Origin of the sequence: Dokdonella immobilis (assembly GCF_900115085.1) — a bacterium.
GTDB lineage: Bacteria > Pseudomonadota > Gammaproteobacteria > Xanthomonadales > Rhodanobacteraceae > Dokdonella > Dokdonella immobilis.
In genome coordinates this window covers 34,651-59,998 of the sequence record NZ_FOVF01000009.1, presented here as the reverse complement: position 1 = coordinate 59,998, position 25,348 = coordinate 34,651, and the positions used below count along the sequence as shown (strand labels likewise).

29 protein-coding genes are annotated in these 25,348 nt (G+C 66.9%); 23 read left to right on the top strand and 6 right to left on the bottom strand.

Annotated elements, in window-relative coordinates:
- Nucleotides 1-47: 47 nt before the first annotated feature.
- Entirely contained in the window at nucleotides 48-1,070 is a 1,023-nt protein-coding gene (locus tag BM125_RS08740; protein WP_092407003.1) for a KpsF/GutQ family sugar-phosphate isomerase, read from the bottom strand.
- Between the two features lie 168 nt (nucleotides 1,071-1,238).
- On the opposite strand from BM125_RS08740, the gene BM125_RS08735 reads away from it, so the two are divergent.
- Both BM125_RS08735 and murA read left to right on the top strand, forming a co-directional pair.
- The gene (locus BM125_RS08735) at nucleotides 1,239-1,475 is read left to right on the top strand and encodes a BolA family protein (protein ID WP_092407001.1); all 237 of its coding nucleotides are present in this window, start codon (nucleotides 1,239-1,241) and stop codon (nucleotides 1,473-1,475) included.
- A 104-nt stretch (nucleotides 1,476-1,579) separates the two neighbouring features.
- Nucleotides 1,580-2,839 (top strand): UDP-N-acetylglucosamine 1-carboxyvinyltransferase, encoded by a 1,260-nt coding sequence (gene murA / locus BM125_RS08730; RefSeq protein WP_092406999.1) that lies wholly within the window; start codon nucleotides 1,580-1,582, stop codon nucleotides 2,837-2,839.
- A 101-nt stretch (nucleotides 2,840-2,940) separates the two neighbouring features.
- On the opposite strand, the gene BM125_RS08725 is transcribed toward murA, so the two are convergent.
- The 3 genes from BM125_RS08725 to purM are packed head-to-tail and all read right to left on the bottom strand — an operon-like array spanning nucleotide 2,941 to nucleotide 5,423.
- On the bottom strand, nucleotides 2,941-3,645 hold the full coding sequence (locus BM125_RS08725; RefSeq protein WP_139224915.1) for a DUF3108 domain-containing protein: 705 nt from the start codon (nucleotides 3,643-3,645) through the stop codon (nucleotides 2,941-2,943).
- A gap of 60 nt (nucleotides 3,646-3,705) precedes the next feature.
- Nucleotides 3,706-4,368 carry a phosphoribosylglycinamide formyltransferase gene (purN, locus tag BM125_RS08720; protein ID WP_092406995.1) on the bottom strand — a complete coding sequence of 221 codons (663 nt, stop codon included), beginning with the start codon at nucleotides 4,366-4,368 and terminating at the stop codon, nucleotides 3,706-3,708.
- A gap of 17 nt (nucleotides 4,369-4,385) precedes the next feature.
- The gene (purM, locus tag BM125_RS08715) at nucleotides 4,386-5,423 is read right to left on the bottom strand and encodes a phosphoribosylformylglycinamidine cyclo-ligase (RefSeq protein ID WP_092406993.1); all 1,038 of its coding nucleotides are present in this window, start codon (nucleotides 5,421-5,423) and stop codon (nucleotides 4,386-4,388) included.
- Nucleotides 5,424-5,608: 185 nt separating this feature from the next.
- Between purM and BM125_RS08710 the strand changes: the two genes are divergently transcribed.
- From BM125_RS08710 to hda, 4 genes are read left to right on the top strand one after another with little or no spacing between them, the layout of a single operon-like run.
- On the top strand, nucleotides 5,609-6,286 hold the full coding sequence (locus BM125_RS08710) for a DUF2066 domain-containing protein (protein WP_175497975.1): 678 nt from the start codon (nucleotides 5,609-5,611) through the stop codon (nucleotides 6,284-6,286).
- Nucleotides 6,287-6,292: 6 nt separating this feature from the next.
- Nucleotides 6,293-6,859, top strand: coding sequence for a CDP-alcohol phosphatidyltransferase family protein (locus BM125_RS08705; protein WP_092406989.1), 567 nt, complete (start codon nucleotides 6,293-6,295; stop codon nucleotides 6,857-6,859).
- Nucleotides 6,859-8,046 (top strand): AI-2E family transporter, encoded by a 1,188-nt coding sequence (locus tag BM125_RS08700; RefSeq protein WP_092406987.1) that lies wholly within the window; start codon nucleotides 6,859-6,861, stop codon nucleotides 8,044-8,046. The genes BM125_RS08705 and BM125_RS08700 overlap by 1 nt, the downstream gene beginning before the upstream one ends.
- A complete protein-coding gene (gene hda / locus BM125_RS08695) occupies nucleotides 8,043-8,741 on the top strand; it encodes a DnaA regulatory inactivator Hda (RefSeq protein WP_092406985.1) in 699 nt (232 codons plus the stop codon). The genes BM125_RS08700 and hda overlap by 4 nt, the downstream gene beginning before the upstream one ends.
- Before the next feature lie 15 nt (nucleotides 8,742-8,756).
- On the opposite strand, the gene murU is transcribed toward hda, so the two are convergent.
- Complete coding sequence (murU, locus tag BM125_RS08690) at nucleotides 8,757-9,464, bottom strand: N-acetylmuramate alpha-1-phosphate uridylyltransferase MurU (protein ID WP_092407123.1); 708 nt, start codon at nucleotides 9,462-9,464, stop codon at nucleotides 8,757-8,759.
- Nucleotides 9,465-9,466: 2 nt separating this feature from the next.
- A complete protein-coding gene (locus BM125_RS08685) occupies nucleotides 9,467-10,534 on the bottom strand; it encodes an aminoglycoside phosphotransferase family protein (protein WP_245778850.1) in 1,068 nt (355 codons plus the stop codon).
- A 184-nt stretch (nucleotides 10,535-10,718) separates the two neighbouring features.
- On the opposite strand from BM125_RS08685, the gene BM125_RS08680 reads away from it, so the two are divergent.
- The 17 genes from BM125_RS08680 to hisIE all read left to right on the top strand — a co-directional run bounded on the left by BM125_RS08680 (nucleotide 10,719) and on the right by hisIE (nucleotide 25,120).
- Nucleotides 10,719-11,165: an SUF system Fe-S cluster assembly regulator gene (locus tag BM125_RS08680; RefSeq protein ID WP_092406981.1), complete on the top strand. Its 447-nt coding sequence runs from the start codon at nucleotides 10,719-10,721 to the stop codon at nucleotides 11,163-11,165.
- A gap of 11 nt (nucleotides 11,166-11,176) precedes the next feature.
- The gene (gene sufB / locus BM125_RS08675) at nucleotides 11,177-12,664 is read left to right on the top strand and encodes a Fe-S cluster assembly protein SufB (protein ID WP_092407121.1); all 1,488 of its coding nucleotides are present in this window, start codon (nucleotides 11,177-11,179) and stop codon (nucleotides 12,662-12,664) included.
- A 19-nt stretch (nucleotides 12,665-12,683) separates the two neighbouring features.
- Entirely contained in the window at nucleotides 12,684-12,938 is a 255-nt protein-coding gene (locus tag BM125_RS08670) for a zinc ribbon domain-containing protein (RefSeq protein ID WP_092406979.1), read from the top strand.
- A 127-nt stretch (nucleotides 12,939-13,065) separates the two neighbouring features.
- Entirely contained in the window at nucleotides 13,066-13,509 is a 444-nt protein-coding gene (locus BM125_RS08665) for a GNAT family N-acetyltransferase (protein WP_217647837.1), read from the top strand.
- 31 nt (nucleotides 13,510-13,540) lie between these two features.
- On the top strand, nucleotides 13,541-14,302 hold the full coding sequence (gene sufC, locus BM125_RS08660; RefSeq protein WP_092406977.1) for a Fe-S cluster assembly ATPase SufC: 762 nt from the start codon (nucleotides 13,541-13,543) through the stop codon (nucleotides 14,300-14,302).
- The gene (gene sufD / locus BM125_RS08655; RefSeq protein ID WP_092406975.1) at nucleotides 14,302-15,633 is read left to right on the top strand and encodes a Fe-S cluster assembly protein SufD; all 1,332 of its coding nucleotides are present in this window, start codon (nucleotides 14,302-14,304) and stop codon (nucleotides 15,631-15,633) included. The genes sufC and sufD overlap by 1 nt, the downstream gene beginning before the upstream one ends.
- Before the next feature lie 124 nt (nucleotides 15,634-15,757).
- Nucleotides 15,758-17,023 carry a cysteine desulfurase gene (locus BM125_RS08650; protein WP_092406973.1) on the top strand — a complete coding sequence of 422 codons (1,266 nt, stop codon included), beginning with the start codon at nucleotides 15,758-15,760 and terminating at the stop codon, nucleotides 17,021-17,023.
- Nucleotides 17,024-17,031: 8 nt separating this feature from the next.
- Nucleotides 17,032-17,565 (top strand): GNAT family N-acetyltransferase, encoded by a 534-nt coding sequence (locus tag BM125_RS08645; RefSeq protein ID WP_092406971.1) that lies wholly within the window; start codon nucleotides 17,032-17,034, stop codon nucleotides 17,563-17,565.
- A gap of 132 nt (nucleotides 17,566-17,697) precedes the next feature.
- Complete coding sequence (locus BM125_RS08640) at nucleotides 17,698-18,060, top strand: YerC/YecD family TrpR-related protein (RefSeq protein WP_092406969.1); 363 nt, start codon at nucleotides 17,698-17,700, stop codon at nucleotides 18,058-18,060.
- A complete protein-coding gene (hisG, locus tag BM125_RS08635; RefSeq protein ID WP_092406967.1) occupies nucleotides 18,057-18,956 on the top strand; it encodes an ATP phosphoribosyltransferase in 900 nt (299 codons plus the stop codon). Before BM125_RS08640 ends, hisG begins: the two co-directional genes overlap by 4 nt.
- A complete protein-coding gene (gene hisD / locus BM125_RS08630; RefSeq protein WP_092406965.1) occupies nucleotides 18,953-20,260 on the top strand; it encodes a histidinol dehydrogenase in 1,308 nt (435 codons plus the stop codon). Before hisG ends, hisD begins: the two co-directional genes overlap by 4 nt.
- Nucleotides 20,257-21,336, top strand: a complete 1,080-nt coding sequence (hisC, locus tag BM125_RS08625; RefSeq protein WP_092406963.1) for a histidinol-phosphate transaminase — start codon at nucleotides 20,257-20,259, stop codon at nucleotides 21,334-21,336. Before hisD ends, hisC begins: the two co-directional genes overlap by 4 nt.
- Nucleotides 21,333-22,400: a bifunctional histidinol-phosphatase/imidazoleglycerol-phosphate dehydratase HisB gene (gene hisB / locus BM125_RS08620; protein ID WP_175497974.1), complete on the top strand. Its 1,068-nt coding sequence runs from the start codon at nucleotides 21,333-21,335 to the stop codon at nucleotides 22,398-22,400. Before hisC ends, hisB begins: the two co-directional genes overlap by 4 nt.
- Complete coding sequence (gene hisH / locus BM125_RS08615) at nucleotides 22,397-22,996, top strand: imidazole glycerol phosphate synthase subunit HisH (RefSeq protein WP_281243940.1); 600 nt, start codon at nucleotides 22,397-22,399, stop codon at nucleotides 22,994-22,996. Before hisB ends, hisH begins: the two co-directional genes overlap by 4 nt.
- A complete protein-coding gene (locus BM125_RS08610; protein ID WP_092406961.1) occupies nucleotides 22,993-23,718 on the top strand; it encodes a 1-(5-phosphoribosyl)-5-[(5-phosphoribosylamino)methylideneamino] imidazole-4-carboxamide isomerase in 726 nt (241 codons plus the stop codon). Before hisH ends, BM125_RS08610 begins: the two co-directional genes overlap by 4 nt.
- On the top strand, nucleotides 23,712-24,482 hold the full coding sequence (gene hisF / locus BM125_RS08605; protein ID WP_092406959.1) for an imidazole glycerol phosphate synthase subunit HisF: 771 nt from the start codon (nucleotides 23,712-23,714) through the stop codon (nucleotides 24,480-24,482). The genes BM125_RS08610 and hisF overlap by 7 nt, the downstream gene beginning before the upstream one ends.
- On the top strand, nucleotides 24,479-25,120 hold the full coding sequence (gene hisIE, locus BM125_RS08600) for a bifunctional phosphoribosyl-AMP cyclohydrolase/phosphoribosyl-ATP diphosphatase HisIE (protein ID WP_092406957.1): 642 nt from the start codon (nucleotides 24,479-24,481) through the stop codon (nucleotides 25,118-25,120). The genes hisF and hisIE overlap by 4 nt, the downstream gene beginning before the upstream one ends.
- The last annotated feature ends 228 nt before the right edge of the window (nucleotides 25,121-25,348 follow it).

Sequence of the window (25,348 nt, the reverse complement as noted above, 5' to 3'; positions counted from 1 at the left end):
GTTGCTTCTGCCTATTCCCGATTCCCTATTCTCGATTCCCGAACAAATCAAACCACCCTTGCGCGCAGCAGGTCGTGGATGTTGAGGGCGCCGACCACGTGGTTTTCGTCATCGACCACGAGCAGGGCGTGGATCTTGAACGCCTCCATGACCTGGGCCGCTTCGGCGGCGAGCTTGTCGGCGGTGATCGTCTTGGGGTTCGAGGTCATGACCTTGCCGACGCGGGTGTCGCGCAGATCGATGTCGTTGTCGTCGACCGCGCGGCGCAGGTCGCCGTCGGTGAACACGCCGAGCAGGTGACCCTGATCGTCGGTGACCGCGGTCATGCCGAGTCCGGTGCGGGTCATTTCGACCAGGGCCGCAGTCAGCGAGTCGTGCTGGTCGACCACGGGGATCTGCTTGCCCGAATGCATGATGTCGCTAATGCGCACGAGCAGGCGCCGACCCAGCGTGCCGGCCGGGTGGGAGCGGGCGAAATCCTCGGATGTGAAGCCGCGGGCCTCGAGCAGCGCGATCGCCAGTGCATCGCCCATGACCAGGGCCGCGGTGGTGCTGGCCGTCGGCGCCAGCCCGAGCGGGCAGGCCTCCTCGGAGACCGAGACGTCGAGATGCACGTCGGCGAGCTTGGCCAGCGAGGAAAATTCGTTGCCGGTCATTGCGATCAGCGGCACGTTCTGGCGCTTGATCAATGGCAGGATGGTCAGCAGTTCGTCGGTTTCACCGGAATTGCTCAGGCTCAGGACCACGTCCTTCTGCGTGATCATGCCGAGATCGCCGTGGCTGGCTTCGGCCGGATGCACGAAGAACGCCGGCGTACCGGTCGAGGCCAGGGTGGCAGCGATCTTGCGCGCGATGTGCCCGGACTTGCCGATGCCGATGACGACGACCCGCCCGTGGCACTGGAACATGAGCTGGCAGGCGTGCAGGAAGCTGCCGTTGACGCGCTTCTGCAGGGCCGAGATCGCCCGTGCCTCGGTCTCGATCACCGTCATCGCGCTGTTGCGAATCTTCGATTCGTCGAGGATCGGGCTGTTCAGGGTCAGGTTTTGGGTGTTCAGTTGGGCGTTCATCAGGACTGGATTGAGCAGCGAAATGGCCGGGTCGGCCGGCGCTTGATTCCGGCGAAGCGGTATTTTGAGTAACATTGGCGCTCCCTATTGTATCCGTTACCCCCTGCTGGCGCTCAAGACGGCCCGGATGGGCCGTCCGTCGCAGCATCGCCAGGAATCCGCCTCTTCATGGACACCCGAACCATTCACGATCTCATCCAGTCAGGCCTGCCCGATGCGGAAATCGTCGTGGAAGGAGCGGACGGCGTACATTTTGAGGCGAGAGTGGTCAGTCCGGCATTTGCCGGGAAGCTCCCGCTGGCGCGCCATCGCATGGTTTACGCGACCCTGGGTGAACATATGGGGAATGCGATTCATGCACTTTCGTTGCGCACCTTGACTCCGGAAGAAGCGGCCAAAGGCTGAATTCCCGGCGAAGCGGCTGCGCAGGTCTACTCTTCGGATCCGCCCCACGACCCTTCGGGCCGGGGCGATTCCGATCCCATTTCAACTCAGGAAACACGCGGGCGATGGCCAAAATTGTAATCAACGGCGGAGAACCGCTCCGCGGCGATGTCCAGATCTCGGGCGCCAAGAACGCCGTGCTGCCGATCCTTGCCGCCTGCCTGCTGGCCGACGAGCCGGTCAGCATCGCCAACGTGCCGCACCTGCACGACGTGACCACGACCATGGAACTGCTCGGCCAGATGGGCGTGCAACTGGTCGTCGACGAGCGCATGAAGATCCACGTCGATCCGCGCACGACCGACCGCTTCTTCGCCCCATACGACCTGGTCAAGACCATGCGCGCGTCGATTCTCGTGCTCGGTCCGCTGGTGGCCCGCTACGGCCAGGCCGAAGTATCGCTGCCCGGCGGCTGCGCGATCGGCTCGCGCCCGGTCAACCTGCACATCCAGGGGCTGCAGGCCCTCGGCGCCGAGGTCCGCGTCGAGAACGGCTACATCAAGGCCCGCGCCAAGCGCCTGAAGGGCGCCCGCATCGTCCTCGACCTGGTCACCGTGACCGGCACCGAAAACCTGATGATGGCCGCCGTGCTGGCCCAGGGCACCACGGTCATCGAAAACGCGGCACAGGAGCCCGAAGTCGTCGACCTCGCCAACTGCCTGAACAGCATGGGCGCGAAGATCAGTGGCGCCGGCACCAATTCGATCGTCATCGATGGCGTCGAGCGCCTCGGCGGTACCGACTACGAGGTGCTGCCGGACCGCATCGAGACCGGCACGTTCCTCGTCGCCGCCGCCATCACCGGCGGCAAGATCATGGCCAAGCACGCGCGGCCGAAAACGCTCGATTCCGTGCTCGGCAAGCTCGAGGATGCCGGCGCGCACATCTCGACCGGCGAAGACTGGATCGAACTCGACATGCGCGGCCGCCGGCCCAAGGCCGTCAACATCACGACCGCGCCGTACCCCGCCTTTCCGACCGACATGCAGGCCCAGTTCACCGCGCTCAACTGCGTTGCCGAGGGCGTCGGCGTGATCACCGAGACGGTATTCGAGAACCGTTTCATGCACGCCCTGGAGCTGCAGCGCCTCGGCGCCGACATCCAGCTCGAAAGCAACACCGCGATCATCAAGGGCGTGCCGACCATGACCGGCGCGCAGATGATGGCGACCGACCTGCGCGCATCGGCGTCACTGGTCCTCGCCGGCCTGGTCGCCGAGGGCGACACCACCATCGACCGCATCTACCACATCGACCGCGGCTACGAGAACATCGAGGAAAAGCTCGGCTCGCTCGGCGCGCGGATCCGGCGGTTGCCTTCTTGATGGTCGGGAATGGGGAATAGGGAATGGAGAATGGGAGGAGCAGGAGCGTGTAGCGCTTTGGCTTTCCCATTCCCCATTCCCCATTCTCCATTCCCGAGGCGTCAGCCTTTCTCCACCGACACCAGCCGCAGCGTGACCGTGTCGCCCTTGCTCTCGATCTGTTCGATCTGCACGGGTATCCAGCCGTTGTTCTCGACGAACCAGATCTTCGAGGTGCGTTTGGCCCGCACGCGCTCGAGGCAGCGCGTCGAAAAGGTGCCGGCGGGCACGGTCAGCTCGACGTCATCCCCGCAGCGCGTATAGCGGACATCCTCGATGGCGTCCTTCATCGCGACCTTGTAGTCGAACTGCTCGGCGTTGCGTGACAGGTCGGCGGCCAGGGCCAGGGTCAGCGCGTGCCGGTCGACCGCATTCGGCACCAGGGCATAGCGGGCGTCGCTCTTGCCGTCGACCATGTGCACCTGGCCGGTCGTCCAGTCGAATTCGCCATGGCGCCGGCGGTTCTTGAAAGCCACGTCCTGGCGGAAATCGTATTGGATCGTCTCCGGGCGGCCACCGACCCAGCGCACCACTGATTCCTCGCTGACATCGAGTCCCGCAAGCTTGGCCAGCCCGGAGGTCCCTTCGGTGGTGGTCAGCAGGGTCGTGGTCGAATCGTCGTTCTCGCCGAGCTTGATCGTCGTGCGCGCGAGTTCCTTGCCGTTGCGCAAGGTCTGGTATTCGGCGCTGAACGGAGCGATCGGCGATTGTGCGAGCGCCATTGCCGGCAGCATGGCGCACAGGGAAAGGGCAGTGATTCGGATCAAGGCTCGGTACTCCGCTTGGAATCGCCCAATTCTGGACCGTCGAACATGAACGCCGCATGGTCAGCCGGCATCGTCGATCCATTCACCGTGTTCGTCGAGTTGCAGGGGATTCGCCAGCGGCCGGCCATCGAGGAAGATGCCCGTCGTGCGCCAGCGGATCCGGCCGCTCGCCAGCAGGCCGACACAGGCCACCAGCAACCGGTGTTCCTGCGGGAGGAGCCGCTCGGCCAGGGACTGCGGGGTGTCGTCGGGACGGATCTCGAGCCGGGTCTGGCCCAGCACCGGGCCGCCGTCGAGTTCGGCGGTGACGAAGTGCACGCTGGCGCCGTGCAGGTGATCACCGGCCTCGAGTGCGCGGCGGTGCGTATGCAGGCCGGGATATCGGGGCAGCAGCGACGGATGGATATTGATGATGCGGCCGAGCCAGGGCGCAAATGCCGCCGGATCGATGATGCGCATGAAGCCGGCCAGGACGATCAGCTCGGGTCTTGCCCCGGCGATGGCGGCGAACAAGGCGTCATCGAACTCGCGGCGCGACCCGAAGGCACGCGGATCCACATGGATTGCCGCGATGCCGGCCGCGCGCGCAACCTCGAGGGCGCGGGCGTCGGCCTTGTCGGAAAGGACGGCGGCGATGCTGATCGGCAGTCGCGCATCGCGCTGCGCATCGATCAGGGCCTCGAGATTGCTGCCCCGACCTGAAGCGAGGACGACAATGCGCATGAATCCAACCGCGCCGTTCAGCGGATATGGACGCGGGCGTCGCCCGTGGCGGAGACCACCTCGCCGATCGTCCAGGCCTGCAGTTCGAGCGTCTCCAGCGCATCGAGCACGGAGCCGGCGTGTTCGCGAGAGACGATCAGGGCATAGCCGATCCCGCAGTTGAAGGTGCGCAGCATCTCCTCGCGCGCGACCTTGCCCTCGCGCTGCAGCCAGTCGAATACGGCCGGCGCCTTCCAGGCACTGCCGTCGATGTCGATGCCGAGCGTCTCCGGTACGACCCGAATGATGTTTTCGCGCAGGCCGCCACCGGTGATGTGGGCCATGCCGTTCACCGGCAGCTGCTGCATGAGCTTGAGCACCGGCTTCACGTAGATGGTCGTCGGCGCCATCAGGGCGTCGTCGAGGCGGGTGCCGGAGAGATCGAGGTCGTACGGACTGCCGGCGCGTTCGAGGATGCGCCGGATCAACGAGTAGCCGTTGGAGTGCGGTCCCGATGAGGCGATGCCGATGATCGCGTCGCCGGCCTGGATGCGGGTGCCGTCGATCAGGGCCAGTTTCTCGACCGCGCCGACGCAGAATCCGGCGAGATCGTATTCGCCCGGCGGATACATGCTCGGCATTTCCGCGGTCTCGCCACCGATCAACGCGCAGCCGGCCAACTCGCAGCCTGTGGCGATGCCGCCGACCACTGCGACCGTGGTCTCCACGTCGAGCGCGCCGGTGGCGAAGTAGTCGAGGAAGAACAGCGGTTCGGCACCCTGGACAAGCACGTCGTTGACGCACATGCCAACGAGGTCGATGCCGATCGTGTCGTGGCGGCCGAGGATCTGGGCGAGCTTGAGCTTGGTGCCTACGCCGTCGGTGCCCGACACCAGCACCGGATCGCGGTAGCGTCCGCCGAGTTCGAACAGCCCGCCGAATCCGCCGAGTCCGGCCATGACCTCCTTGCGGAAGGTGCGCGCGACCAGCGGCTTGATGCGTTCGACGACAGCGTTGCCGGCATCGATGTCGACGCCGGCGGCGCGGTAGGTGAGGGCCTCGTTATCGTTCGACATGGGAAAAGCCGGGTACGCGGGGCCGCGAATGATACCAGCCCGGATGGACGAGGTAGCGAGCCTTCGTGCAGACTGGCGCTCATCACCACAGGGCCAGGGACTCCGTCATGCGCAGCACTGCGATGGACGATACAACGCCTGCATGGCGGCAACGCCCGGAATGCCCGCCCTCGGCGGGTCGTTGCTTGAAGCCGGTCATTTGCCGTCGGGCCAGGCTGCTCCTCGCCGGGGTCCTGATGGCCATGCTGGCCTGCCTGCAGGCCGCCGCGGCACCGGCCACCTACAGCGGCGAAGCGCCGGTCACGAGCCAGTCCGAAGCGGAGCGCGCCGGTGCCCTCAAGTCCGCCCTGGCCGATGTCGTGATCCGGCTCAGCGGCGATCCCGGCATTCTCGCCCGTGCCGAGGTGGCCAAGGCCGTCGCCGATGCCGACAAATACGTCCTGCAATACCGTTACCGGCGTGACAGCGGCATCGACGAAACCAGCGGAGCGGCGACCACCCGCCTGATGCTGGTCGCGGAATTCGACAGCAGCGCCGTGGACCGCATGCTGGCCGGGCTCGGCCTGGCCGTCGCCGGTGCCGCCGCACCCGTCGATGCCACGCCGGTCGAGCGGCGAATCTGGATCAGCGGCATCCATTCCGCCGAGGACTATGCGCGCGGCATGGGCTATCTGGCTCGGCAGTCGCTGGTACGCCAGGCCTGGCCGCTGGAGGCGCGTGGCGATGGCATCCTCGTGCGCCTCAGCGTTGCCGGCGGCCTCGATCGCTGGCTTGCAGCGGTCGATGGCGAAGGCGTGTTGCGGGTCAACAGCGCCAGTCCACCGCTGGATGGCATCGATGCCACGCTTATCCTGAGCCCGTGAACGTCGATGTGGCGGCACCTGCCCAATCTGGTCACCGGTGTGCGCATCCTGATGGTGTGGCCGGTCTTCTGGCTGATCTCGCACGGCGAATTCAAGGTGGCCCTGTTGCTGGCCGCGGTCGCCGGCGTCAGTGATGCGGTGGACGGGTACCTGGCCAAGCACTTCGGCTGGGAAAGCCGGCTCGGCGGATTGCTCGATCCGCTGGCCGACAAGCTGCTGCTGCTGGCCGGATTCACCGCGCTGACCCTGATCGGCAGCGTGCCGGTCTGGCTGTTCGCGCTGGTCATCGGCCGCGACGTCGTGATCGTCTGCGGCGCGATCGCCTATCACAACCTGATCGGCCCGTTCGACGCACAACCGAGTCGGCTGTCCAAGCTCACGACCGTGGTCCAGATCCTGCTGGTCCTGGCTGAATTGCTGCGCCTGGCCTGGTTCCCGCAGCTGCCCGGACAGTATCCCTTCATTCTCCTCGCCGCGGCGCTGACCGTGGCCAGCGGTCTACACTACGTGGTCGTCTGGTCCATGCGTGCGCGCCAGGCCTCGCATGAACGCAGAGAACAGGAATCCCGCTGATGCCTCCGACCACGATCGATCTTCGTCTCAAGTGGCTGCTCCTGGTCGCTTTCATCGGCTGGGTGCTGTACCTGCTCGGGCCGGCACTGGTGCCGTTCGCGATCGCCGCGCTGTTTGCCTATCTGTTCAATCCGCTGGTGCAGCGGCTCCAGGCGCGGGGCGTCGGGCGCTCATGGGGCGTCAGCCTCGTGTTCCTGGTCCTGACCCTCGCGGTGGTTGCCATCGTGCTGATCCTGATTCCGTTCATGGAACGCCAGGTTGCGCGCTTCATCGACCAGTTGCCGCGCTGGACCGAGTGGGCCCGCGACGTGGCTACGCCCTGGATCGAGGCCCGCTTCGGCGTCAGCCTCGATACCTTCGACAGCAGCGAACTGGTCAGCATGCTCCAGGGCCACTGGAAGGAGGCCGGCGGTTTCGCCACCAGCGTGCTGTCGAAGGTCTCGAAGTCCGGGTTTGCGATCGTCGCCTGGCTGCTGAACCTGGTTATCGTGCCGGTCGCCGCGTTCTACCTTCTGCGTGACTGGAACATCGTCGTCGAGCGCATCCACGCCATGGTGCCGCGTGCGATCGAACCGGTCGTGGCGCGCCTGGCCCGCGAGTCGGACGAAACCCTGGGCGGCTTCCTGCGCGGCCAGATCAGCGTGATGCTCCTGCTCGGCGCCTTCTACGGTGTCGGGCTCTCGCTGGTCGGCGTCAGCGTGGGCCCGCTGATCGGCATGATCGCCGGCCTGATCAGCTTCGTGCCGTACATGGGGGCCATCGTCGGCGTCGGCATGGGTGTGATCGCGGCGGTGGTCCAGGGCCTGGATACCGTCCATGTGATCTTCGTCCTGGTCGTATTCGTGGTCGGCCAGTTGCTCGAAGGCTATGTGCTGGTGCCGAAGCTGGTCGGCGACAAGATCGGCCTGCATCCGGTCGCGGTCATGTTCGCGATCCTCGCCGGTGGCGAACTGTTCGGCTTCATCGGCGTGCTGCTGGCGCTGCCGCTGGCGGCCGTGGTCATGGTCCTGTTGCGCTACGCCTACGAGCGCTACACGCAGAGCGAGATGTATCACGACGCGCCGGCCGGTTCGGCGATCGTGCTCGAAGGCAACATCGCGGCGGCGAGCAGCGAAGCATCCGGCATTGCGGTGGATGCTCCACCGGTCGCGCCGCCGACCGGACCCGCCCCTGCATCCGACGCATGAGCGAACAACTTCCGCTGGCCCTGCGCTGGCCGGCGCATCAGCGCTTCGAGACGTTCCTGGCCGGAGCCAACGCGGACGGTATCGACATCCTCCGCCACGCGGCCCGCGGCGATGGCATCGACCGGGTCTACCTGTGCGGGGCCAGGGGTAGCGGCAAGACCCACCTGCTGGTCGCCGCCTGCGCCGAAGCGCTGGCTGGCCAGCGCAGCGCCCAGTACCTGGACCTGGCACGTGTCGCCAGACCGGTGGCCGACACGATCCGCCGCTTTGGCGGCAGCGAACTGCTGGCCATCGACAACGTCGACGCCATCGTCGGCGCGCGCGATGCCGAACATGCCCTGTTCGACCTGTACAACCGCTGCCTGGCCGAAGGCTCGACCCTGCTGTTCGCCGGATCCGATGCCCCGGCCGCGCTGGGTCTGGGCCTTGCCGACCTGGTCTCCCGTCTCGGCGCCTGCACGCAATGGCTCTTGCGCCCGCTTGATGAAGCAAGCCGGCGTCGGGCCCTGCAGGTGCGTGCGGCCGATCGAGGCATCGAACTGGACGAAAACGTGCTCGACTGGCTGTTCGCCCGCCAGGCGCGCGATCTCGGCACCCTGGTCCCGTTGCTCGACCGCATCGACCGCGCCACCCTGGCGGCCCAGCGCCGGGTCACGATACCGTTCCTGCGCCAACTGCTCGACGAAGCCGATTGAAGAAAGCCGGCAAAGTCAGTCGTGACGCAGCCCGGCATCGAGCTCGCGCAAGCGCTGCGGCGTTCCCACATCGACCCAGTGCCCGTCGTGGCGTTGACCGCCGACGGCGCCGCGGCGCATGGCGTCCACCAACAGCGGAAGCAGCCGAAAGCGTGGCGGTCGTTGATCGGCGCCATCGACCTCGCCGACGACTTCCCGCCAGTTGCCGAACAGTTCGGGACGGAACACGCCGATGCCGGCGTAGGTCCACCGTGGCGCGCCTTCGGCGTGGACCGTGCCGTCGTCGGCCAGGACAAAGTCGCCGTCGGCGTGGTGGGATGGATTGGCCACCAGGACCAGATGCGCGTGGCCGCGTGGTCGGCCGGGCAGGGTCGCGAAGTCGAGGTCGGACCAGACATCGCCGTTGACGAGCAGGAACGGCTCCGGGCCGAGCAGGGGCAGGGCATTGAGCATGCCGCCTCCGGTCTCGAGCGGGACCGGTCCCTCGTCGAGATAGCGGATGCGCAGTCCCCAGCGGTCGCCGTCGCCGAGCGCTTGCGGAAATTGGCCGGCAAGGTGGGAGGTATTGATGACGACATCGCGGATGCCGAGTGCCGCGAGTTTTTCCAGGTGCCACTCGATCAGGCGCTTGCCACCGGCCGGGAGCAGGGGCTTGGCCGTGGTGTCGGTCAGCGGACGCATGCGTTCGCCGCGTCCGGCCGCGAAGATCATCGCCTTGCGCAGACTCATCCGGCAGCGGACCCGCGCGGCCTGCGGATATCGGAATCGCCGAGCGCGCGTTCGAGCAGGTCGGCGAGTTCGCCGGTTTCCGGATAGCGGCGTGCGGTGCCGATCGCGTAGCGCCAGACCAGGGCCAGATCGTTCAGGTACTGGGGTTTCCCGTCCCGGTACCAGAGCCGACAGAAAATCCCAAGAACCTTGAGATGGCGCTGCAGTCCCATCAGGTCGAACCAGCGCGTCATCTGCGCTGTGCCGACTTCGGGGCCGAGCAGATGCGCCGCCTGCAGGCGGATGCGGTAGGCCTCGACCCAGCCGGCGACGTGCTCCGGATCCCACTCGATGTAGCAATCGCGCAATAGCGAGACGAGGTCGTAGGTGAGCGGGCCGACCACGGCATCCTGGAAATCAACGATGCCGGGATTGACCAGCAGCCGGGTGCCGGCAGGTGCTTCATCGCGTTCGATGACGAGCAGGTTGCGGCTGTGGAAATCGCGGTGCACGAATGCGCGCGGCTGTTCCGCCGCGGCCTCGACCAGGGCGGTGAATGCGGCCGCGATGACGTCCTGTTCGGCACTCGATACCGGATGGCCGAGATGGCGTTCGAGAAACCAGGCCGGCATCAGTTGCATTTCGTCGATGAGCCGCTGCCGGCTGTAGTCGGGCAGGCCGGCGACATCGACCGCCGTCTGCATGCGCAACAAGGCATCGAGTGCGTCGGCGTAGAGCGCGTCGACGCTTTTCGAAGTGAGTTCCGGCAGGTAGGTGCGGGTACCGAGATCCTCCATCAGGACGAAACCGTGGTCGCGTTCGACGGCGATGACTTCCGGTGCATGCAGTCCGGCCTCGCGCAGGCGCCTGTCGATGTCGAGCCAGGGGCCGAGGTCCTCCTTGTCCGGAGGCGCATCCATGACGACGGCCGTGGCGGCGTGCGTGGCCGCGCCGTCGCCGCCCACGCGCCAGTAGCTGCGGAAACTTGCGTCCGCGGAGGCGCTGGACAGTTCGATGTCGGAGCGCTGTAGCGCAGACTGGACGAAACGGTGCATCGCCGAATGACGCTCGGTGCGTGGGGTCACGCCTCATATCCCTTGCAGTTGAATGCGGGCAGTCTAGTCGACTGGAGGCGATGCGGGGGCGCGCTGCGGATGGCCATGCGCCGGCCGTGTTTCCTGCCCCGGATCAACTCCAGCGGCAATCGAGGCCGGCATCTGTACTCGACCGCCGCAAAACAGTACAATTTCGGTACTGAATGGAGCCGCCATGCTGCGCGTCAGCAAACTTACCGACTACGCGACTGTCGTCATGACCTGCCTTGCGATGACCGGGGTCGAGGTCACCAGTGCCCAGCAACTGGCCGATGCGGCGCGCCTCGAACTGCCGACGGTCAGCAAGCTCCTCAAGCAGCTGGCCCATGCCGGGCTCGTCACTTCGCGGCGCGGCGTCAATGGCGGTTACTGCCTGGCACGGCCGGCCGCAGCGATCAGCGTGGCCGACATCGTCACCGCCATGGAAGGGCCGATCGGCATGACCGAGTGCAGCGCCCACGCGGGCGCCTGCGACCACGAGTCGCACTGCGGGATACGCGTGAACTGGCAGCGCATCAGCCAGGCCGTCCGCAACGCGCTCCAGGACGTGAGCCTGGCCGACATGGTCGCCGCACCGCCACGGCGGCCGGCCGGCATTCCATTGCGGGTAGCCTCCCACTGATGGCAACGAGCATGAGCAACGAATCCGACCCGCTGGCCCGGCACGATCGCGAGCCGGCGTCCGGCGAAGGCAACGAACAGATCATCGCGGCAATCAACCGTCGCTACGGTGCCGGCTTCGTCACCGACATCGAAACCGATACCCTGCCACCCGGCCTCAACGAGGACGTGGTGCGCTGGATCTCGGCGCGCAAGGGCGAGCCCGGATGGATGACCGAGTGGCGCCTCAAGGCCTATCGGCACTGGCTTACCATGATCCCGCCGGAATGGGCCAAGCTGCGGATCGGCCCGATCGATTTCCAGGCGATCAGCTATTTCGCGGCACCCAAGGAGGGCCCGAAATCGCTGGCCGAGGTCGATCCGAAGCTGCTCGAGACCTACGAGAAGCTCGGTGTGCCGCTGCACGAACGCGCCCGCCTGGCCGGCGTCGCCGTCGATGCGGTGTTCGATTCGGTTTCGGTGGGCACCACGTTCCGCAAGGAGCTGGCCGAGGCAGGCGTGATTTTCTGTTCGATGTCCGAAGCGGTGAAGGAGCATCCGGAGCTGGTCCGCGCCTATCTCGGTTCGGTCGTGCCGAGCAGCGACAACTACTTCGCCGCGCTCAATTCGGCCGTGTTCTCCGACGGCAGCTTCGTGTTCATCCCGAAGGGCGTGCGCTGCCCGATGGAACTGAGTACCTACTTCCGCATCAATGCGATCAACACCGGCCAGTTCGAGCGCACCCTGATCGTGGCCGAGGAAGGGGCCAGCGTGTCCTATCTGGAAGGCTGTACGGCGCCGATGCGCGACGAGAACCAGTTGCACGCGGCCGTGGTCGAGCTGGTTGCACTGGATGACGCGGACATCAAGTACTCGACCGTGCAGAACTGGTATCCGGGGGACGAGAACGGCCTCGGCGGGATCTACAACTTCGTGACCAAGCGCGGCGATTGCCGCGGCGCACGCTCGAAGATTTCCTGGACCCAGGTCGAGACCGGTTCGGCGATCACCTGGAAGTATCCCAGTTGCGTGTTGCGCGGCGACGACTCGGTCGGTGAGTTCCACTCCGTGGCGCTGACCCATCATCACCAGCAGGCCGATACCGGCACCAAGATGATCCACATCGGCCGCAATACGAAGTCCAAGATCATCGCCAAGGGCATCAGCGCGGGCCGCGGACAGAACAGCTATCGCGGCCTGGTCAAGGTCGAGAAGGGCGCCAGCGGCGCGCGCAACTACACGCAGTGCGACAGCCTGCTGATCGGCAAGAAGTGCGGCGCGCACACGTTTCCGTATATCGAGGTGAAGAATCCGTCGGCCATCGTCGAGCATGAGGCGACCACCTCGAAGATCTCCGACGACCAACTGTTCTACTGCCGCTCGCGCGGCATCGCCGAAGAGGATGCGGTGTCGCTGATCGTCGACGGCTTCTGCCGGCAGGTGTTCCGCGAACTGCCGATGGAGTTCGCGGTCGAGGCCAAGAAGCTGCTCGAAGTCAGCCTCGAAGGCGCGGTCGGTTGACGCCCTGAACGGAGGCGCCATGTTCGGTCCGAAATGCCAGAGTTGCGGAATGCCGCTGAGTCGCGATCCGAAGGGCGGCGGAACCGGGGCGGATGGAACGCCGAGCGCGGAATACTGCAGTCATTGCTATGTCGGCGGACGATTCGTCGACGAGCAGATGACCTGCAGCGAAATGCAGGATCGCGTGCTGGGAAAGATGCGCGACATGAAGGTGCCGGGATTCCTGGCCCGGCGGTTCGGCGCGGGCATACCGCAGCTGCGCCGCTGGAAGTAGCGGGAAGCGAGCGGCTTGGCGTGTTACGGAGCGACATGCCGCTCCGGGCGCAGGTCCTTGCAATGGCTCAGACGAGGTGCTTGCGATGGTGCGGTACAGGCTCGCCAATGAAGGAGACATCCCACAGATGACGGCGATCCGCCTTGGCGTGCGCGAGAACCGCCTCTCGGATCCCGGCTGGCTGACTCGCGCGAAGTGGATCGATGCCTTGTCGACGAGTGGCAATGCCGCGACCTGGGTCGCCGAACGCGCCGGTGAGGTGGTCGGTTTCGCCACGGGGCGGATCGCCGAGGCCGACATTTGGGCCCTGTTTGTCGATCCCCGGCACGAAGGCCAGGGCATCGGCCGCGGCTTGCTGGCGCGGGTTGCGACGTGGATGTTCGGCGCAGGTGTCGGCGAGATCCGGCTCGGCACCGCCGAGGGTACGCGCGCGGACCGCTTCTATCGGCGCAACGGCTGGAAGCGTGGCGAACGGACTGACAAGGGCGAGGTGGTCTATCGCCTGCAATGCAAGGTGTCGCCACCGGCCGGGTCCGGGCCCGGCCAGCCGACCCCCGAACCTGGAATCTGACGGGCACGGCCCGTATCACGGAATCACTGACATGCTGAAGATCGAAAACCTCCATGTGCGCATCGCCGGCAAGGACATCCTGCGCGGCCTGAGCCTCGAAGTGAAGGCCGGCGAAGTGCACGCGATCATGGGCCCGAACGGAGCCGGCAAGTCCACGCTGGGCAACGTGCTGGCCGGACGCGAAGGCTACGAGGTCATCGAGGGCTCGATCCATTACGAGGGGCGGGATCTGCTCGAACTGGAACCGGAGGAGCGCGCCGCTGCGGGCGTGTTCCTGGCCTTCCAGTATCCGGTCGAAATCCCGGGCGTCAACAACACCTATTTCCTGCGCGCGGCCCTCAACGCGCAACGCCGGCGCCGCGGCGAGAGCGAGCTCGATTCGATGCAGTTCCTCAAGCGCGTGCGCGAAAAACTGGCCGTCCTGCACCTCAAGGACGAACTGTTGCACCGGGCCGTCAACGAAGGCTTCTCCGGCGGCGAGAAGAAGCGCAACGAAATCTTCCAGATGGCCCTGCTCGAGCCGAAGCTGGCGATCCTCGACGAGACCGATTCAGGACTCGACATCGACGCCCTCAAGATGGTGGCCGACGGTGTCAACGCAATGCGCGATCCGGCGCGGGCCTTCATCGTCATCACCCACTACCAGCGCCTGCTCGAATACATCGTTCCCGACTACGTCCATGTGCTCGCCGACGGTCGCATCGTCGAAAGCGGCGACAAGTCGCTGGCCCTGAAGCTCGAGGAACACGGCTATTCATGGATCGCCGAGCGCAAGCTGGCCGGAGCGGCCTGATGGCCACGGGTTTTCTCGAACCGCTGCTGGCCGCCGCCTCGTCGAGCGCGGTCGCGGGCGGCGACTGGCTGGCCGGGGTGCGTGAACGGGCGTTGCGCCAGCTCGAGCGCGACGGCTTGCCCGGCCCGCGCAGCGAGGCCTGGAAATACTCGAGCCTGCGTGCCCTGGGCCAGCGCCGTTTCGAGCCGGGTGACGCGGCCGCCGCCACGCGCAACGTCGACGCCGGGTTGCTCGAACTGGCCGGTGTCGACGCGCCGCGCCTGGTCTTCGTCAATGGCAGCTTCCGCGCCGATCTGTCGCGCCTGCCGTCGCTGCCCGGCGTGCAGCTGCGCACGCTGTCGCAGGAACTGCAGGAGGATCCGGATCGCCTGCGCGGATTCCTCGATCGGCCCCATGCCGACGCGGCCGATGCGTTCGCCCGCCTCAACACGGTCTTGGCCGCGGACGGACCGGTAATCCGGGTCGCTGCGGGCAGCGTGGTCGAGCCGCTCGTGCATCTGGTCAATGTCGGCGCCAGCGCGTCGGTCGATCTGGCCTGGCAACTGCGCGGCATCGTCGAGGTCGGCGAGGGCGCCTCGTTGCGCCTGGTCGAGCATCACGTCGGCGAGGCCGGTCATGAACACCTCGGCAACAGCTTCAGCCAGATCGTGCTGCGGGCCGGCGCGCGCCTTGATCTGCTGCAGGTCCAGGACAGCCCGGAGAGCGCGAACCTGGTGCGCCGCACCGAAGCCTCGCTGGAATCCGATGCGCACCTCGAACTGCGTTCGATCGAGGCCGGTGCGCGCTGGATGCGGCACGACCTCGCCGTCGAATTGAGCGGCGACCGCTCGCGCTTCGTTTCCCGGGGCGTATTTGCACTGCACGGTCGCCAGCATGCCGACACCCGCCTCGACGTGCGCCACACGGCGCGCGACACGAGCTGCGACATCGTCTGGCGCGGCGTTGCCGACCAGCGCTCGCGCGGCATCTTCCATGGCGCGATCGTCGTCGCCGCGGGTGCCGACGGTGCCGACGCGCAACTGAGCAACAAGAACCTGCTGCTTTCGGACCAGGCCGAAATCAACACCCAGCCGGTCCTCGAGATCCACGCCGACGAGGTCAAGGCCGCGCATGGCGCGACCGTGGGCCAGCTCGACGAGCGCGCGCTGTTCTACCTGCGCTCGCGCGGTCTTTCCCGGGCCGAGGCGCGTTCGCTGCTGACCCTGGCCTTCTGCCGGGTTGCCTTCGATTCGATCACGAATGCAGCGTTGCGCGAGCACATCGATGCGATGATGCTCGAACGCCTGCCCATACGCGAGGACGAAACCGGGCAGGAGCCTGCGTCGCCATGAGGTCCATTGGTGGGGCGGCGTCTGGTGATGCGCGCGGCACTCGACTGGGCCGGGCGAGGGCAGGCCGGGGCGGTTGCGCGGAGCTGAGCGCGGACGACACGACTTTCCAAGACGGATCCGAAGCATGAGCACGAGCCACGCCCACGACTCGAGTGCAGCAGACGCTGCCCCGGCGCTGGACATCGACCGCATTCGCGCCGATTTCCCGGTGCTGGCACGCAGCGTCCACGGCAAGCCGCTGGTCTATCTCGACAATGCCAATACGTCGCAGAAGCCCTTGGCCGTGATCGAGGCGACCGATCATTTCTACCGGACCAGCAATGCCAATGTCGCGCGCGCAGTGCATGCGCTCGGCGCCGAGGCGACCGATGCCTACGAGGCCACGCGCGACAAGCTCGCGCGTTTCGTCAATGCGCCCTCGCGCGACGAGATCATCTTCACGTCGGGCACGACCCAGGCCACCAACCTGGTCGCCTACAGCTTCGCCTTGCCGCGCCTCGTACCCGGCGACACGATCCTCGTCACCCAGATGGAGCATCACGCCAACATCGTGCCATGGCAGCTGGTCTGCGCACGCGCCGGTGCGAAGCTCAAGGTCGCGCCGATCAGCCAGTCCGGCGAACTCCTCGTCGATCGCTTCGTCGAACTGCTCACGGCGGACGTCAAGCTGGCCTGCGTGACCCATGTCTCCAACGTGCTCGGCACGATCAATCCGATCGCCCGGCTGGCGCGCGAATGCCGCCGCCGTGGCATCCCGCTGCTGGTCGATGGCTCGCAGGCGGCGCCGCACCTGCCGATCGACGTGCGCGCGCTCGGTTGCGATTTCTACGCGCTGACCGGCCACAAGATGTTCGGCCCGACCGGAACCGGCATGCTCTGGGCCCGACGCGAGCACCTCGAGGCGATGCCGCCGTTCTTCGGCGGTGGCGAGATGATCCGCGAGGTGCGCTTCGAAGGCACGACGTTTGCCGATCCGCCGCACAAGTTCGAGGCGGGCACGCCGAATGTGGCCGGTTTCGTCGGCCTCGGCGCGGCCATCGACTACATGGACTCGGTCGGTCTGGCGGCGATGGCGGCCCGCGAGAAGGCCCTGCTCGAGCACGCGAACACGGCGCTGCGCTCGGTTCCGGGTCTGCGCGTGATCGGCGAAGCGGCCGACAAGGTGGCGGTGATCTCGTTCCTGATCGATGGCGTCCATGCGCATGATCTGGCCACCCTGCTCGATCTCGAGGGCATCGCCGTGCGCTCCGGTCACCACTGCGCGCATCCACTCATGCAGTTCTATGGCGTCGCCGCAACCCTGCGCGCCTCGCTGGCCTTCTACAACACGCATGACGAGATCGATGCGCTGGTCGCGGCAATCGGTCGCGTGCGCAAACTGCTGGCCTGAGCGACGCCATGGGCACCGATACCCTGAATTTTCGCAAGGCCACGCGCGCCGACGCCGAGGCCATCATCGCCCTGGTCGAGTCGGCCTATCGCGGTGAATCGAGCCGCAAGGGCTGGACCACCGAGGCCGACCTGCTCGATGGCCAGCGCATCGACCGCCAGCTTCTGCTCGAACTGATCGAACGCGCCGACGCACGTGTCCTGATGGCCGAGCAGGATGGCAGGTTGCTGGCCTGCTGCGAGCTGCAAAGGCAGGACGGCAGCGCCTATTTCGGCATGTTCGCAGTCCGGCCCGAGGGCCAGGGCAGCGGGATCGGCAACCGCGTGCTCGCCGAAAGCGAACGCATCGCGGCCGAGGAATGGCAGTGCCGCGAAATGCGCATGACCGTCATCGATGTGCGCACGGAGCTGATCGCCTGGTACGAGCGGCGCGGCTACCGGCGCACCGGTATCCACAAGCCGTTTCCGTACGGCGACGAACGCTTCGGCATTCCGCGCCGCGATGACTTGCGCTTCGAGGTGCTGAGCAAGCCCTTGCGCTGATCGCCTCCGCTGCGGCGACAGCTTGCCGCACTCGCAAGACCCCGAATCCTTCAGCTGGGATTGTCTGCGCGCTTGCGCGAGCCGCCGCGGCAGGTTATCGTGCGCACCCTTGTATTAACGCGTTAATACGTTATGAAACGTCGTTCCATCCAGGCCGAGACCTCCAGTGCCCGGGCCGAGGACAGTCTGTGCCGCGCCCTGCTGGCCCTCGATACACTGGCCGAAATGCGCGCCTTCCTGCGCGATCTGTGCACGCCGGCCGAACTCGAGGCACTGACTGACCGCTGGCGCGTGGTGCCTTACATCCTCAAGGGCGTGCCGTATCGCGAAATCCACGATCGCACTGCGGTCAGCATCACCACGATCGGTCGCGTGGCGCGTTTCCTGAGCCAGGGCAATGGCGGTTACCTCGCCGCGCTGGCGCATGCCAGCGGCGATCCATCCGACGCCACAGTCGCGCACAAGCGCCCTGCCGCGCGGAGGACTTCGGCATGAGCGCGCGCGACCGTCTACGTATCGCCATTCAGAAATCCGGCCGCCTCAGCGATGCCTCGCTGGACCTGCTGGCACGCTGCGGGCTCACGTTCCGGCGCAGCCGCGACAAGCTGTTCTGCTTCGGCGAGACTCTGGCCGTGGACCTGCTGCTGGTCCGCGATGACGACGTGCCGAACATGATCGCCGAGGGTGTCTGCGATCTCGGCATCGTCGGCCGCAACGTGCTCGACGAGCAGTTCCTGGCGGCGGGTTGCGCCGGCCAGCCGGCCGGCTTCAGGGAGTTGCGCGCACTCGGCTTCGGACGTTGCCGGCTGGCGTTGGCGGTGCCGCAGGAGTTCCAGTACGTCGAGCCTGCCCAACTCGGGGGCAAGCGCATCGCCACGACCTACCCGAACCTGCTCGCCAAATGGCTCGAACGCGCCGGGGTCGATGCCGGCATCGTCAGCCTGTCCGGCTCGGTGGAAATCGCGCCGCGACTCGGCACCGCCGACTTCATCTGCGATCTGGTCTCCAGCGGCGCGACCCTGGCCGCCAACCAGCTCAAGGAGGCCGCCGTCGTCCTCGAATCCGAAGCGGTGCTGGCCGCTGGCGCCACGCTTCCCGGCGACGAGCGCGGCGAGCTCATCGACATGCTGCTCAGGCGCATTGACGGGGTCATCCAGGTCCGTGCTTCCAAGCTCGTCATGTGGCACTCGCCGCGCTCGGCCCTTGAGGAGATCACGCGGTTGCTGCCGAACGGGCCGCGGCCGACCGTCACGTCGATCGAGGGCCTCGAAAACGAAGTCGCCGTGCAGGCGATCTGCAACGAGGCCATCACCTGGCAGCATCTGGAGGACATGAAGCGCGCCGGGGCGCGCCAGATGCTGGTCCTGCCGGTGGAGCAGATGCTCGCATGAAGCGCATCGAATGGAATCGGCTCGACGTGGACGCGAGGCTGGCCGTACTGGCGCGGCCCGCACGGGGTCAATCGGCCGAGACGCGGGCCGCAGTCGAGCGCCTGCTGGCCCAGGTGCGCGCGCAGGGCGATGCCGCCCTGCGCGAGCTGACCCGACGTTTCGATCGCTGTGATCTGGCTTCGCTGCGCGTCAGCGAAGCCGAATTCGAGGCCGCGGAAAAGGCGTTGTCCGCCGAGTTGAAGATGGCCATCAACGAAGCGAAGGCTCGCATCGAGCTGTTCCACCGGGCCAGTGCGCCGCAACCGGTGTCGCTCGAAACCGCGCCCGGCGTGCATTGCGAGCGCATCCTGCGTCCGATCGGGCGGGTCGGATTATATGTGCCGGCTGGCGGAGTGCCGCTGCCTTCGACCGCGCTGATGCTCGGCGTGCCGGCCGCCATTGCCGGATCGCCGACCGTGGTCCTGTGCACGCCGCCGCGTGTCGACGGCGGCTGCGACGAAACCGTACTGTACGCCGCCAGGCTCTGCGGTATCCGGGAAGTCTTCAAGATCGGCGGTGCCCAGGCAATCGCGGCGATGGCCTACGGCACCGAGTCGGTGCCACGCTGCGACAAGCTGTTCGGGCCCGGCAACGTCTGGGTCACCGAAGCCAAGCTGCAGGTCTCGGCCGATCCCGACGGCGCCGCCGTCGACATGCCGGCCGGGCCATCGGAGGTCCTCGTCATCGCCGACGCGCAGGCCGATCCCGCCTTCGTGGCAGCGGACCTGCTGGCCCAGGCCGAGCACGGCGTCGATTCCCAGGCGATCCTGGTGACTCCGAGCGAAGATCTGATCGAGGCCGTCGCCGGTTGCCTGGCGGTCCAGCGCCTGCGCGTGTCGCGCGCCGACGTGGCCGGCGAAGCCCTCGAGCACGGCTGCCTGATCCGGGTCGACTCGCTCGACGAGGCGATTGCCGTGAGCAACGCCTATGCTCCCGAACACCTGATCATCAATACCGCGGAGCCGCGCGCCATGCTCGACGCCATCGTCAATGCCGGCTCGATCTTCCTCGGGCCGTGGTCGCCGGAGTCGGTCGGCGACTATTGCAGCGGGACCAATCACGTCTTGCCGACCTACGGAGCGGCGCGCGCCTGGAGCGGGCTGTCCGTGGCCAGCTTCCAGAAGCAGATGACGGTGCAGGAACTGTCGGCGGACGGACTGCGTTCGATCGGACCTTGCGCCGTCACCCTGGCAACCGCGGAACGCCTGGATGCCCATGCCAGCGCGGTCAGCCTGCGCTTGCAGTCGCTGGAGGATGCGGCATGAGCGTGCTCGATCTGGTCCGCCCCGAGATCCTGGCCCTGCAGCCTTATTCCTCGGCACGCGCCGAGGCCGGGCAGGCGATGGTCATGCTGAACGCCAACGAGGCGCCGTGGCCGCCGCCCGGCGTCCAGCCCGAGACGCGCGGCATTCCACTCAATCGCTACCCCGATCCGCAGCCGCGAGATTTGATCGCGCGCCTGGCCGCGCTGTATGCGGTGGACCCCGCTCGCATCCTGGTCGGGCGCGGCAGCGACGAGGCCATAGACCTGCTCGTCCGCGCCTTCTGCCGCCCCGGTGTCGACGCGATTGCGCTGTCGCCACCGACCTTCGGCATGTACGCCGTGTGTGCGGCGACCCAGGGCGCCGCGCGCATCGAGATTCCGCTCGGCGCGGATTTCTCGATCGATGCCAAGGCCCTGCTCGACGGCCTCGAGCGGTCGGTCAAGATCGTATTCCTGTGCTCGCCGAACAATCCGACCGGCGGCGAGATTGGGCTGGCCGTGATCGAACGGATTACCCATGCCTTGCGCGACCGCGCACTGGTCATCGTCGACGAGGCCTACATCGAGTTCGCTGATCTGCCGAGTGCGTCGAGTCTGCTCGACGCGCACGAGAATCTCGGCATCCTGCGCACGCTATCCAAAGCCTGGGCCCTGGCTGGCGCGCGCATCGGCTGCCTGATCGCCCGGGCCGAGGTCGTTTCGGTGCTGCGCAGGATCATGCCGCCCTATCCGCTGCCGACGCCGAGCGTAATGGCTGCCATGGCCGCGTTGACCGCCGAGGGCATGGACCTGACCCGCCGGCGCATTGCCCTCGTCATTGCCGAGCGCGAGCGCATGGCGATCGAACTGGCGCGCTTGCCGGGTGTGCTGGAAGTGCTGCCTTCCAGCGCCAATTTCCTCTGCGTGCGTTTTGCCGATGCGGCGCTGGTCTATCGCGAACTGGTGGCCAACGGCGTGATCGTGCGCGATGTCGGTCGCTACCCGCGCCTGGCCGGTTTTCTGCGCATCAGCATCGGCACGCGCGAGGAGAATTCCCGCCTGCTCGAGGTGCTCATCCGTCGCGTGGTCTCGGCGTGAGCCTGCGCAAACTGCTCTTCGTCGATCGTGACGGCTGCCTGATCGAGGAACCCGAAGACTGCCAGATCGACCGTTTCGAGAAGTTCTCGCTGATGCCGGGTGTCATCCCGGCGCTGCTGCGTTGCGTGGCCGCCGGATACGAAATCGTCATGGTCAGCAACCAGGACGGTCTCGGCACCTCGAGTTTCCCTGAAGACGATTTTCGCGGGCCGCACGACCTGCTCCTGCGCATCCTCGCTTCGCAGGGCATTGCGCTGCACGAGGTCCTGATCGACCGCAGCTTCGCCCATGAGAGTCTCGACACGCGCAAGCCGGGCATCGGCATGGTCCGCCACTACCTCGGCGACGATGGCTGGTCCCGCGCGCAATCGGCCATGGTCGGCGATCGCGACACCGACCTGCAGTTTGCCGCCAACCTCGGCGTACGCGGGCTCCGCGTCGGTGCGCAGGGAATGAGCTGGCTCGAAGTCGCCCACGCGCTATGCGCCGCACCGCGCGTCGCCGAAGTAGCGCGTGATACGCGCGAGACCCGGCTGCGCGTGCGCGTCGATCTCGACGCGCCGCCGCACGCGGAGATCCGTACTGGCATCGGCTTTTTCGACCACATGCTCGAGCAGATCGCCAAGCATGGCGGATTCGATCTGCGCCTCGACTGCGCCGGCGATACCGGGGTCGATGAACACCACAGCGTCGAGGACAGCGCGCTGGCTCTCGGCCAGGCCCTGCGCCGCGCGCTGGGCGAAAAGCGCGGCATCGGCCGCTATGGCTTCACGCTACCGATGGACGAGACCCTGGCCAGTGCGGCGCTGGACCTGTCGGGGCGGCCCTTTCTGGTGTTCAACGGCGCCTTTCCGCGCGACCAGATCGGCGGCATGCCGACCGAGCTGGTCCCGCACTTCTTCCGTTCGCTGTGCGAAACATTGGGTGCCAACCTGCATCTCAGCGTGCACGGTGAAAATGCCCATCACATGGTCGAGGCCAGCTTCAAGGCGTTCGCGCGCTGCCTGCGCCAGGCTATCCGCATCGAAGGCGACGACCTGCCGAGCACCAAGGGTGTGCTGTGAACGCGCTCGACGTGGTTCTGGTCGATGCCGGCGGCACCAACATGGGCTCGGTGCGCTACGCGCTGGAGCGCCTCGGTGTCGGTGCGGAAGTTAGTGGCGACGCGCAAAGGATCGCAGGCGCAACGCACGTGATCCTGCCCGGGGTCGGTGCTGCCGGCCCCGGTATGCAGCGCTTGCGCGAGGCCGGCCTCATCGACGTGCTGCGCGGATTGAGCCAGCCCGTGCTCGGTGTCTGCCTTGGCATGCAACTGCTGTTCGAGCATTCCGGGGAAGGCGATACGACCTGCCTCGGCATCGTCCCCGGGCAGGTGCGCCGGATCGAGGGCGATGCGCAGCGACGCGTTCCGCATATGGGCTGGAACCGGCTCGATGTGCTTGCCGATGATCCGCTGCTGGCCGGCATTGGCGCTGATGCGCACGCCTATTTCGTGCACAGCTACGCCGTTGCCAGCGGTGCGCACACCCTGGCCAGCACTGACTACGGCACTGCCATCGCAGCGGTCGTGCGTCATCGCAATTTCCATGGCATGCAGTTCCATCCCGAGCGCTCGGCCGCGGTCGGTGCGCGGCTGCTCAGGAACTTCCTCGGCATATGAACATCGAGATCATTCCTGCCCTCGACCTGCGCGGTGGTCGCGTCGTGCGCCTGCGCCAGGGCGACTACGCACGCGAGACCGGCTACGCCATCGATGCCCTCGAGCAGGGCCGTCGCTATCGCGACATCGGGGCGCGCTGGCTGCACGTGGTCGACCTCGACGGCGCGCGCGACGGCGGCTTCGAGAACTTCAAGGTCCTCGAGGGACTGGTCCGCCTGGGCCTCGAAGTCCAGGCCGGTGGTGGCGTGCGCGACGAGGCGGGCCTGCGCAGGCTGCTGGATATCGGCGTGCGCCGCGTCGTGGTCGGCAGCATTGCGGTCAGGCAACCGGCGCTGGTCAGCGAATGGATCGCCCGGCATGGCGCCGACCGCATCGTCGTCGCCCTCGACACGCGGCGTTCGGACGCCGGCTGGAGCCTGCCCGTCGCCGGCTGGACCGAAACCGCCGGTGTCCTGCTCGACGAACTCGCACCACGTTACGCCGGCGCCGGCGCACGCCACCTGCTGTGCACCGACATCGCGCGCGACGGCATGCTGTCGGGGCCGAACCTCGAGCTCTACCGGCACCTTGCGCAGGTTGCGCCGTCGATGCAGGTGCAGGCCTCCGGCGGCGTGCGCGATCTCGATGACCTGCGATCCCTGCAGGGAATCGCGGCCGCCGTGATCCTCGGTCGCAGCCTGCTCGAAGGACGTCTTGATCTCGGCGACGCCCTCGCATGCTGACCCGGCGCCTGATTCCCTGCCTCGACGTACGCGACGGCAAGGTCGTCAAGGGCGTGCGCTTCCGCGACCACGCCGTGGTCGGCGACATCGTCGACCTGGCCCTGCGCTATCGCGACGAAGGCGCCGACGAACTGGTCTTCTACGACATTACGGCGAGTCCGCAAGGGCGCAGCGTCGATCGCGCCTGGGTCGAACGCGTGGCCCGGGTCATCGACATTCCATTCTGTGTCGCCGGTGGCATCCGCGACGTCGATGCGGCGCGCCAGGTCCTGCATGCCGGGGCCGACAAGATCTCGATCAATTCGCCGGCGCTGGAGCGGCCGTCGCTGATCGACGAACTGGCCGCTGCCTTCGGCGTGCAGTGCGTCGTCGTCGGCATCGACAGCCTGCGCGAGGACGATGGCGAGTGGCGGGTGCGCCAGTACACGGGCGATCCCGGGCGCATGCAGGCGCTGGCCCGGCGCACGCTCGACTGGGTTGTCGAGGTGCAGCGGCGCGGAGCCGGCGAGATCGTCCTCAACTGCATGGATGCCGACGGCGTGCGCTGCGGCTACGACATCGAGCAGCTCGCTGCGGTGAGGTCGTGCTGCGGAGTTCCGCTCGTCGCCTCGGGCGGTGCCGGCAACCCCGGGCATTTCCTCGAGGTGTTCCGGCTCGCCGACGCCGACGCCGCATTGGCGGCCAGCGTCTTCCATTCCGGAGCCATCCGCATTCCGGACCTGAAACGATGCCTGGCCGACAGCCAGGTGGAGGTGCGGCCATGAACAGCGATACCCCTCCACAAGGCATCGACTGGGTCAGGATGGAGGGACTGGTTCCGGCCGTGGCCCAGCATTGGCGCAGCGGCGAGGTCCTCATGCTCGGCTACATGTCGCCGGAGGCCATGGCGGCCACCCGTGAAAGCGGCAAGGTGACCTTCTTCAGCCGCAGCCGGCAGCGCCTCTGGACCAAGGGTGAATCCTCGGGAAACCACCTGCTGCTGAAGTCCCTGCACATCGACTGCGATGGGGATGCCGTGCTGGTCCGCGCCGAGCCGACCGGACCGGTCTGCCACACCGGCACGCCGACCTGCTTTGCCGATGCCCGGCCGTTGCCGCTGGCCTTTCTCGATGCGCTCGACGCCCTGGTCGCCCGGCGTGCGATCGACCGGCCCGCGCACAGCTACACGACACGCCTGTTCGATTCGGGCCTGCGCGCGATCGCGCAGAAGGTCGGCGAGGAGGGCGTCGAGACGGCGCTGGCGGCCGTGGTCGAGGACGACGCCTCGCTGCTCGGCGAGTCGGCCGACCTGATCTTCCATCTGCTCGTGCTGTTGCGCGCGCGCAACCTCGATCTGGCCCAGGTCGTGGCCATTCTGGCCCGCCGACATCCCGGATCGGGCCCTGAAACCGGCCCGGACTGAGCGCTCCCGACCCGCCCGAACGCACCGGCAAACCGGTCCTATCGGAATATTCGCATTTGTGCAAGACCTCGCGTAAACTTCGCCGCACTGTGTATGCCGGAGTCACAATGCATCGTGACATGGGCACAGCTGATCCTGTGATCTGCCTGTTTGCCGCGTCTCGCTACTTCCTCCTTGCACACCCAGTACCCGCGACGAATCCCTGGATTCGCGCACTCCATCATGTTT

Coding starts and splice junctions, on each gene's coding strand:
- BM125_RS08640 (WP_092406969.1), top strand. CDS start 17,698: ATGAAACGTCGTTCCATCCAGGCCGAGACCTCCAGTGCCCGGGCCGAG.
- BM125_RS08735 (WP_092407001.1), top strand. CDS start 1,239: ATGGACACCCGAACCATTCACGATCTCATCCAGTCAGGCCTGCCCGAT.
- purN (WP_092406995.1), bottom strand. CDS start 4,368: ATGCGCATTGTCGTCCTCGCTTCAGGTCGGGGCAGCAATCTCGAGGCC.
- BM125_RS08705 (WP_092406989.1), top strand. CDS start 6,293: ATGTGGCGGCACCTGCCCAATCTGGTCACCGGTGTGCGCATCCTGATG.
- hisIE (WP_092406957.1), top strand. CDS start 24,479: ATGAACAGCGATACCCCTCCACAAGGCATCGACTGGGTCAGGATGGAG.
- BM125_RS08610 (WP_092406961.1), top strand. CDS start 22,993: ATGAACATCGAGATCATTCCTGCCCTCGACCTGCGCGGTGGTCGCGTC.
- BM125_RS08740 (WP_092407003.1), bottom strand. CDS start 1,070: ATGAACGCCCAACTGAACACCCAAAACCTGACCCTGAACAGCCCGATC.
- BM125_RS08670 (WP_092406979.1), top strand. CDS start 12,684: ATGTTCGGTCCGAAATGCCAGAGTTGCGGAATGCCGCTGAGTCGCGAT.
- BM125_RS08645 (WP_092406971.1), top strand. CDS start 17,032: ATGGGCACCGATACCCTGAATTTTCGCAAGGCCACGCGCGCCGACGCC.
- sufC (WP_092406977.1), top strand. CDS start 13,541: ATGCTGAAGATCGAAAACCTCCATGTGCGCATCGCCGGCAAGGACATC.
- hda (WP_092406985.1), top strand. CDS start 8,043: ATGAGCGAACAACTTCCGCTGGCCCTGCGCTGGCCGGCGCATCAGCGC.
- hisD (WP_092406965.1), top strand. CDS start 18,953: ATGAAGCGCATCGAATGGAATCGGCTCGACGTGGACGCGAGGCTGGCC.
- BM125_RS08680 (WP_092406981.1), top strand. CDS start 10,719: ATGCTGCGCGTCAGCAAACTTACCGACTACGCGACTGTCGTCATGACC.
- sufB (WP_092407121.1), top strand. CDS start 11,177: ATGAGCAACGAATCCGACCCGCTGGCCCGGCACGATCGCGAGCCGGCG.
- hisG (WP_092406967.1), top strand. CDS start 18,057: ATGAGCGCGCGCGACCGTCTACGTATCGCCATTCAGAAATCCGGCCGC.
- murA (WP_092406999.1), top strand. CDS start 1,580: ATGGCCAAAATTGTAATCAACGGCGGAGAACCGCTCCGCGGCGATGTC.
- BM125_RS08665 (WP_217647837.1), top strand. CDS start 13,066: ATGACGGCGATCCGCCTTGGCGTGCGCGAGAACCGCCTCTCGGATCCC.
- BM125_RS08700 (WP_092406987.1), top strand. CDS start 6,859: ATGCCTCCGACCACGATCGATCTTCGTCTCAAGTGGCTGCTCCTGGTC.
- purM (WP_092406993.1), bottom strand. CDS start 5,423: ATGTCGAACGATAACGAGGCCCTCACCTACCGCGCCGCCGGCGTCGAC.
- hisF (WP_092406959.1), top strand. CDS start 23,712: ATGCTGACCCGGCGCCTGATTCCCTGCCTCGACGTACGCGACGGCAAG.
- BM125_RS08650 (WP_092406973.1), top strand. CDS start 15,758: ATGAGCACGAGCCACGCCCACGACTCGAGTGCAGCAGACGCTGCCCCG.
- sufD (WP_092406975.1), top strand. CDS start 14,302: ATGGCCACGGGTTTTCTCGAACCGCTGCTGGCCGCCGCCTCGTCGAGC.
- hisC (WP_092406963.1), top strand. CDS start 20,257: ATGAGCGTGCTCGATCTGGTCCGCCCCGAGATCCTGGCCCTGCAGCCT.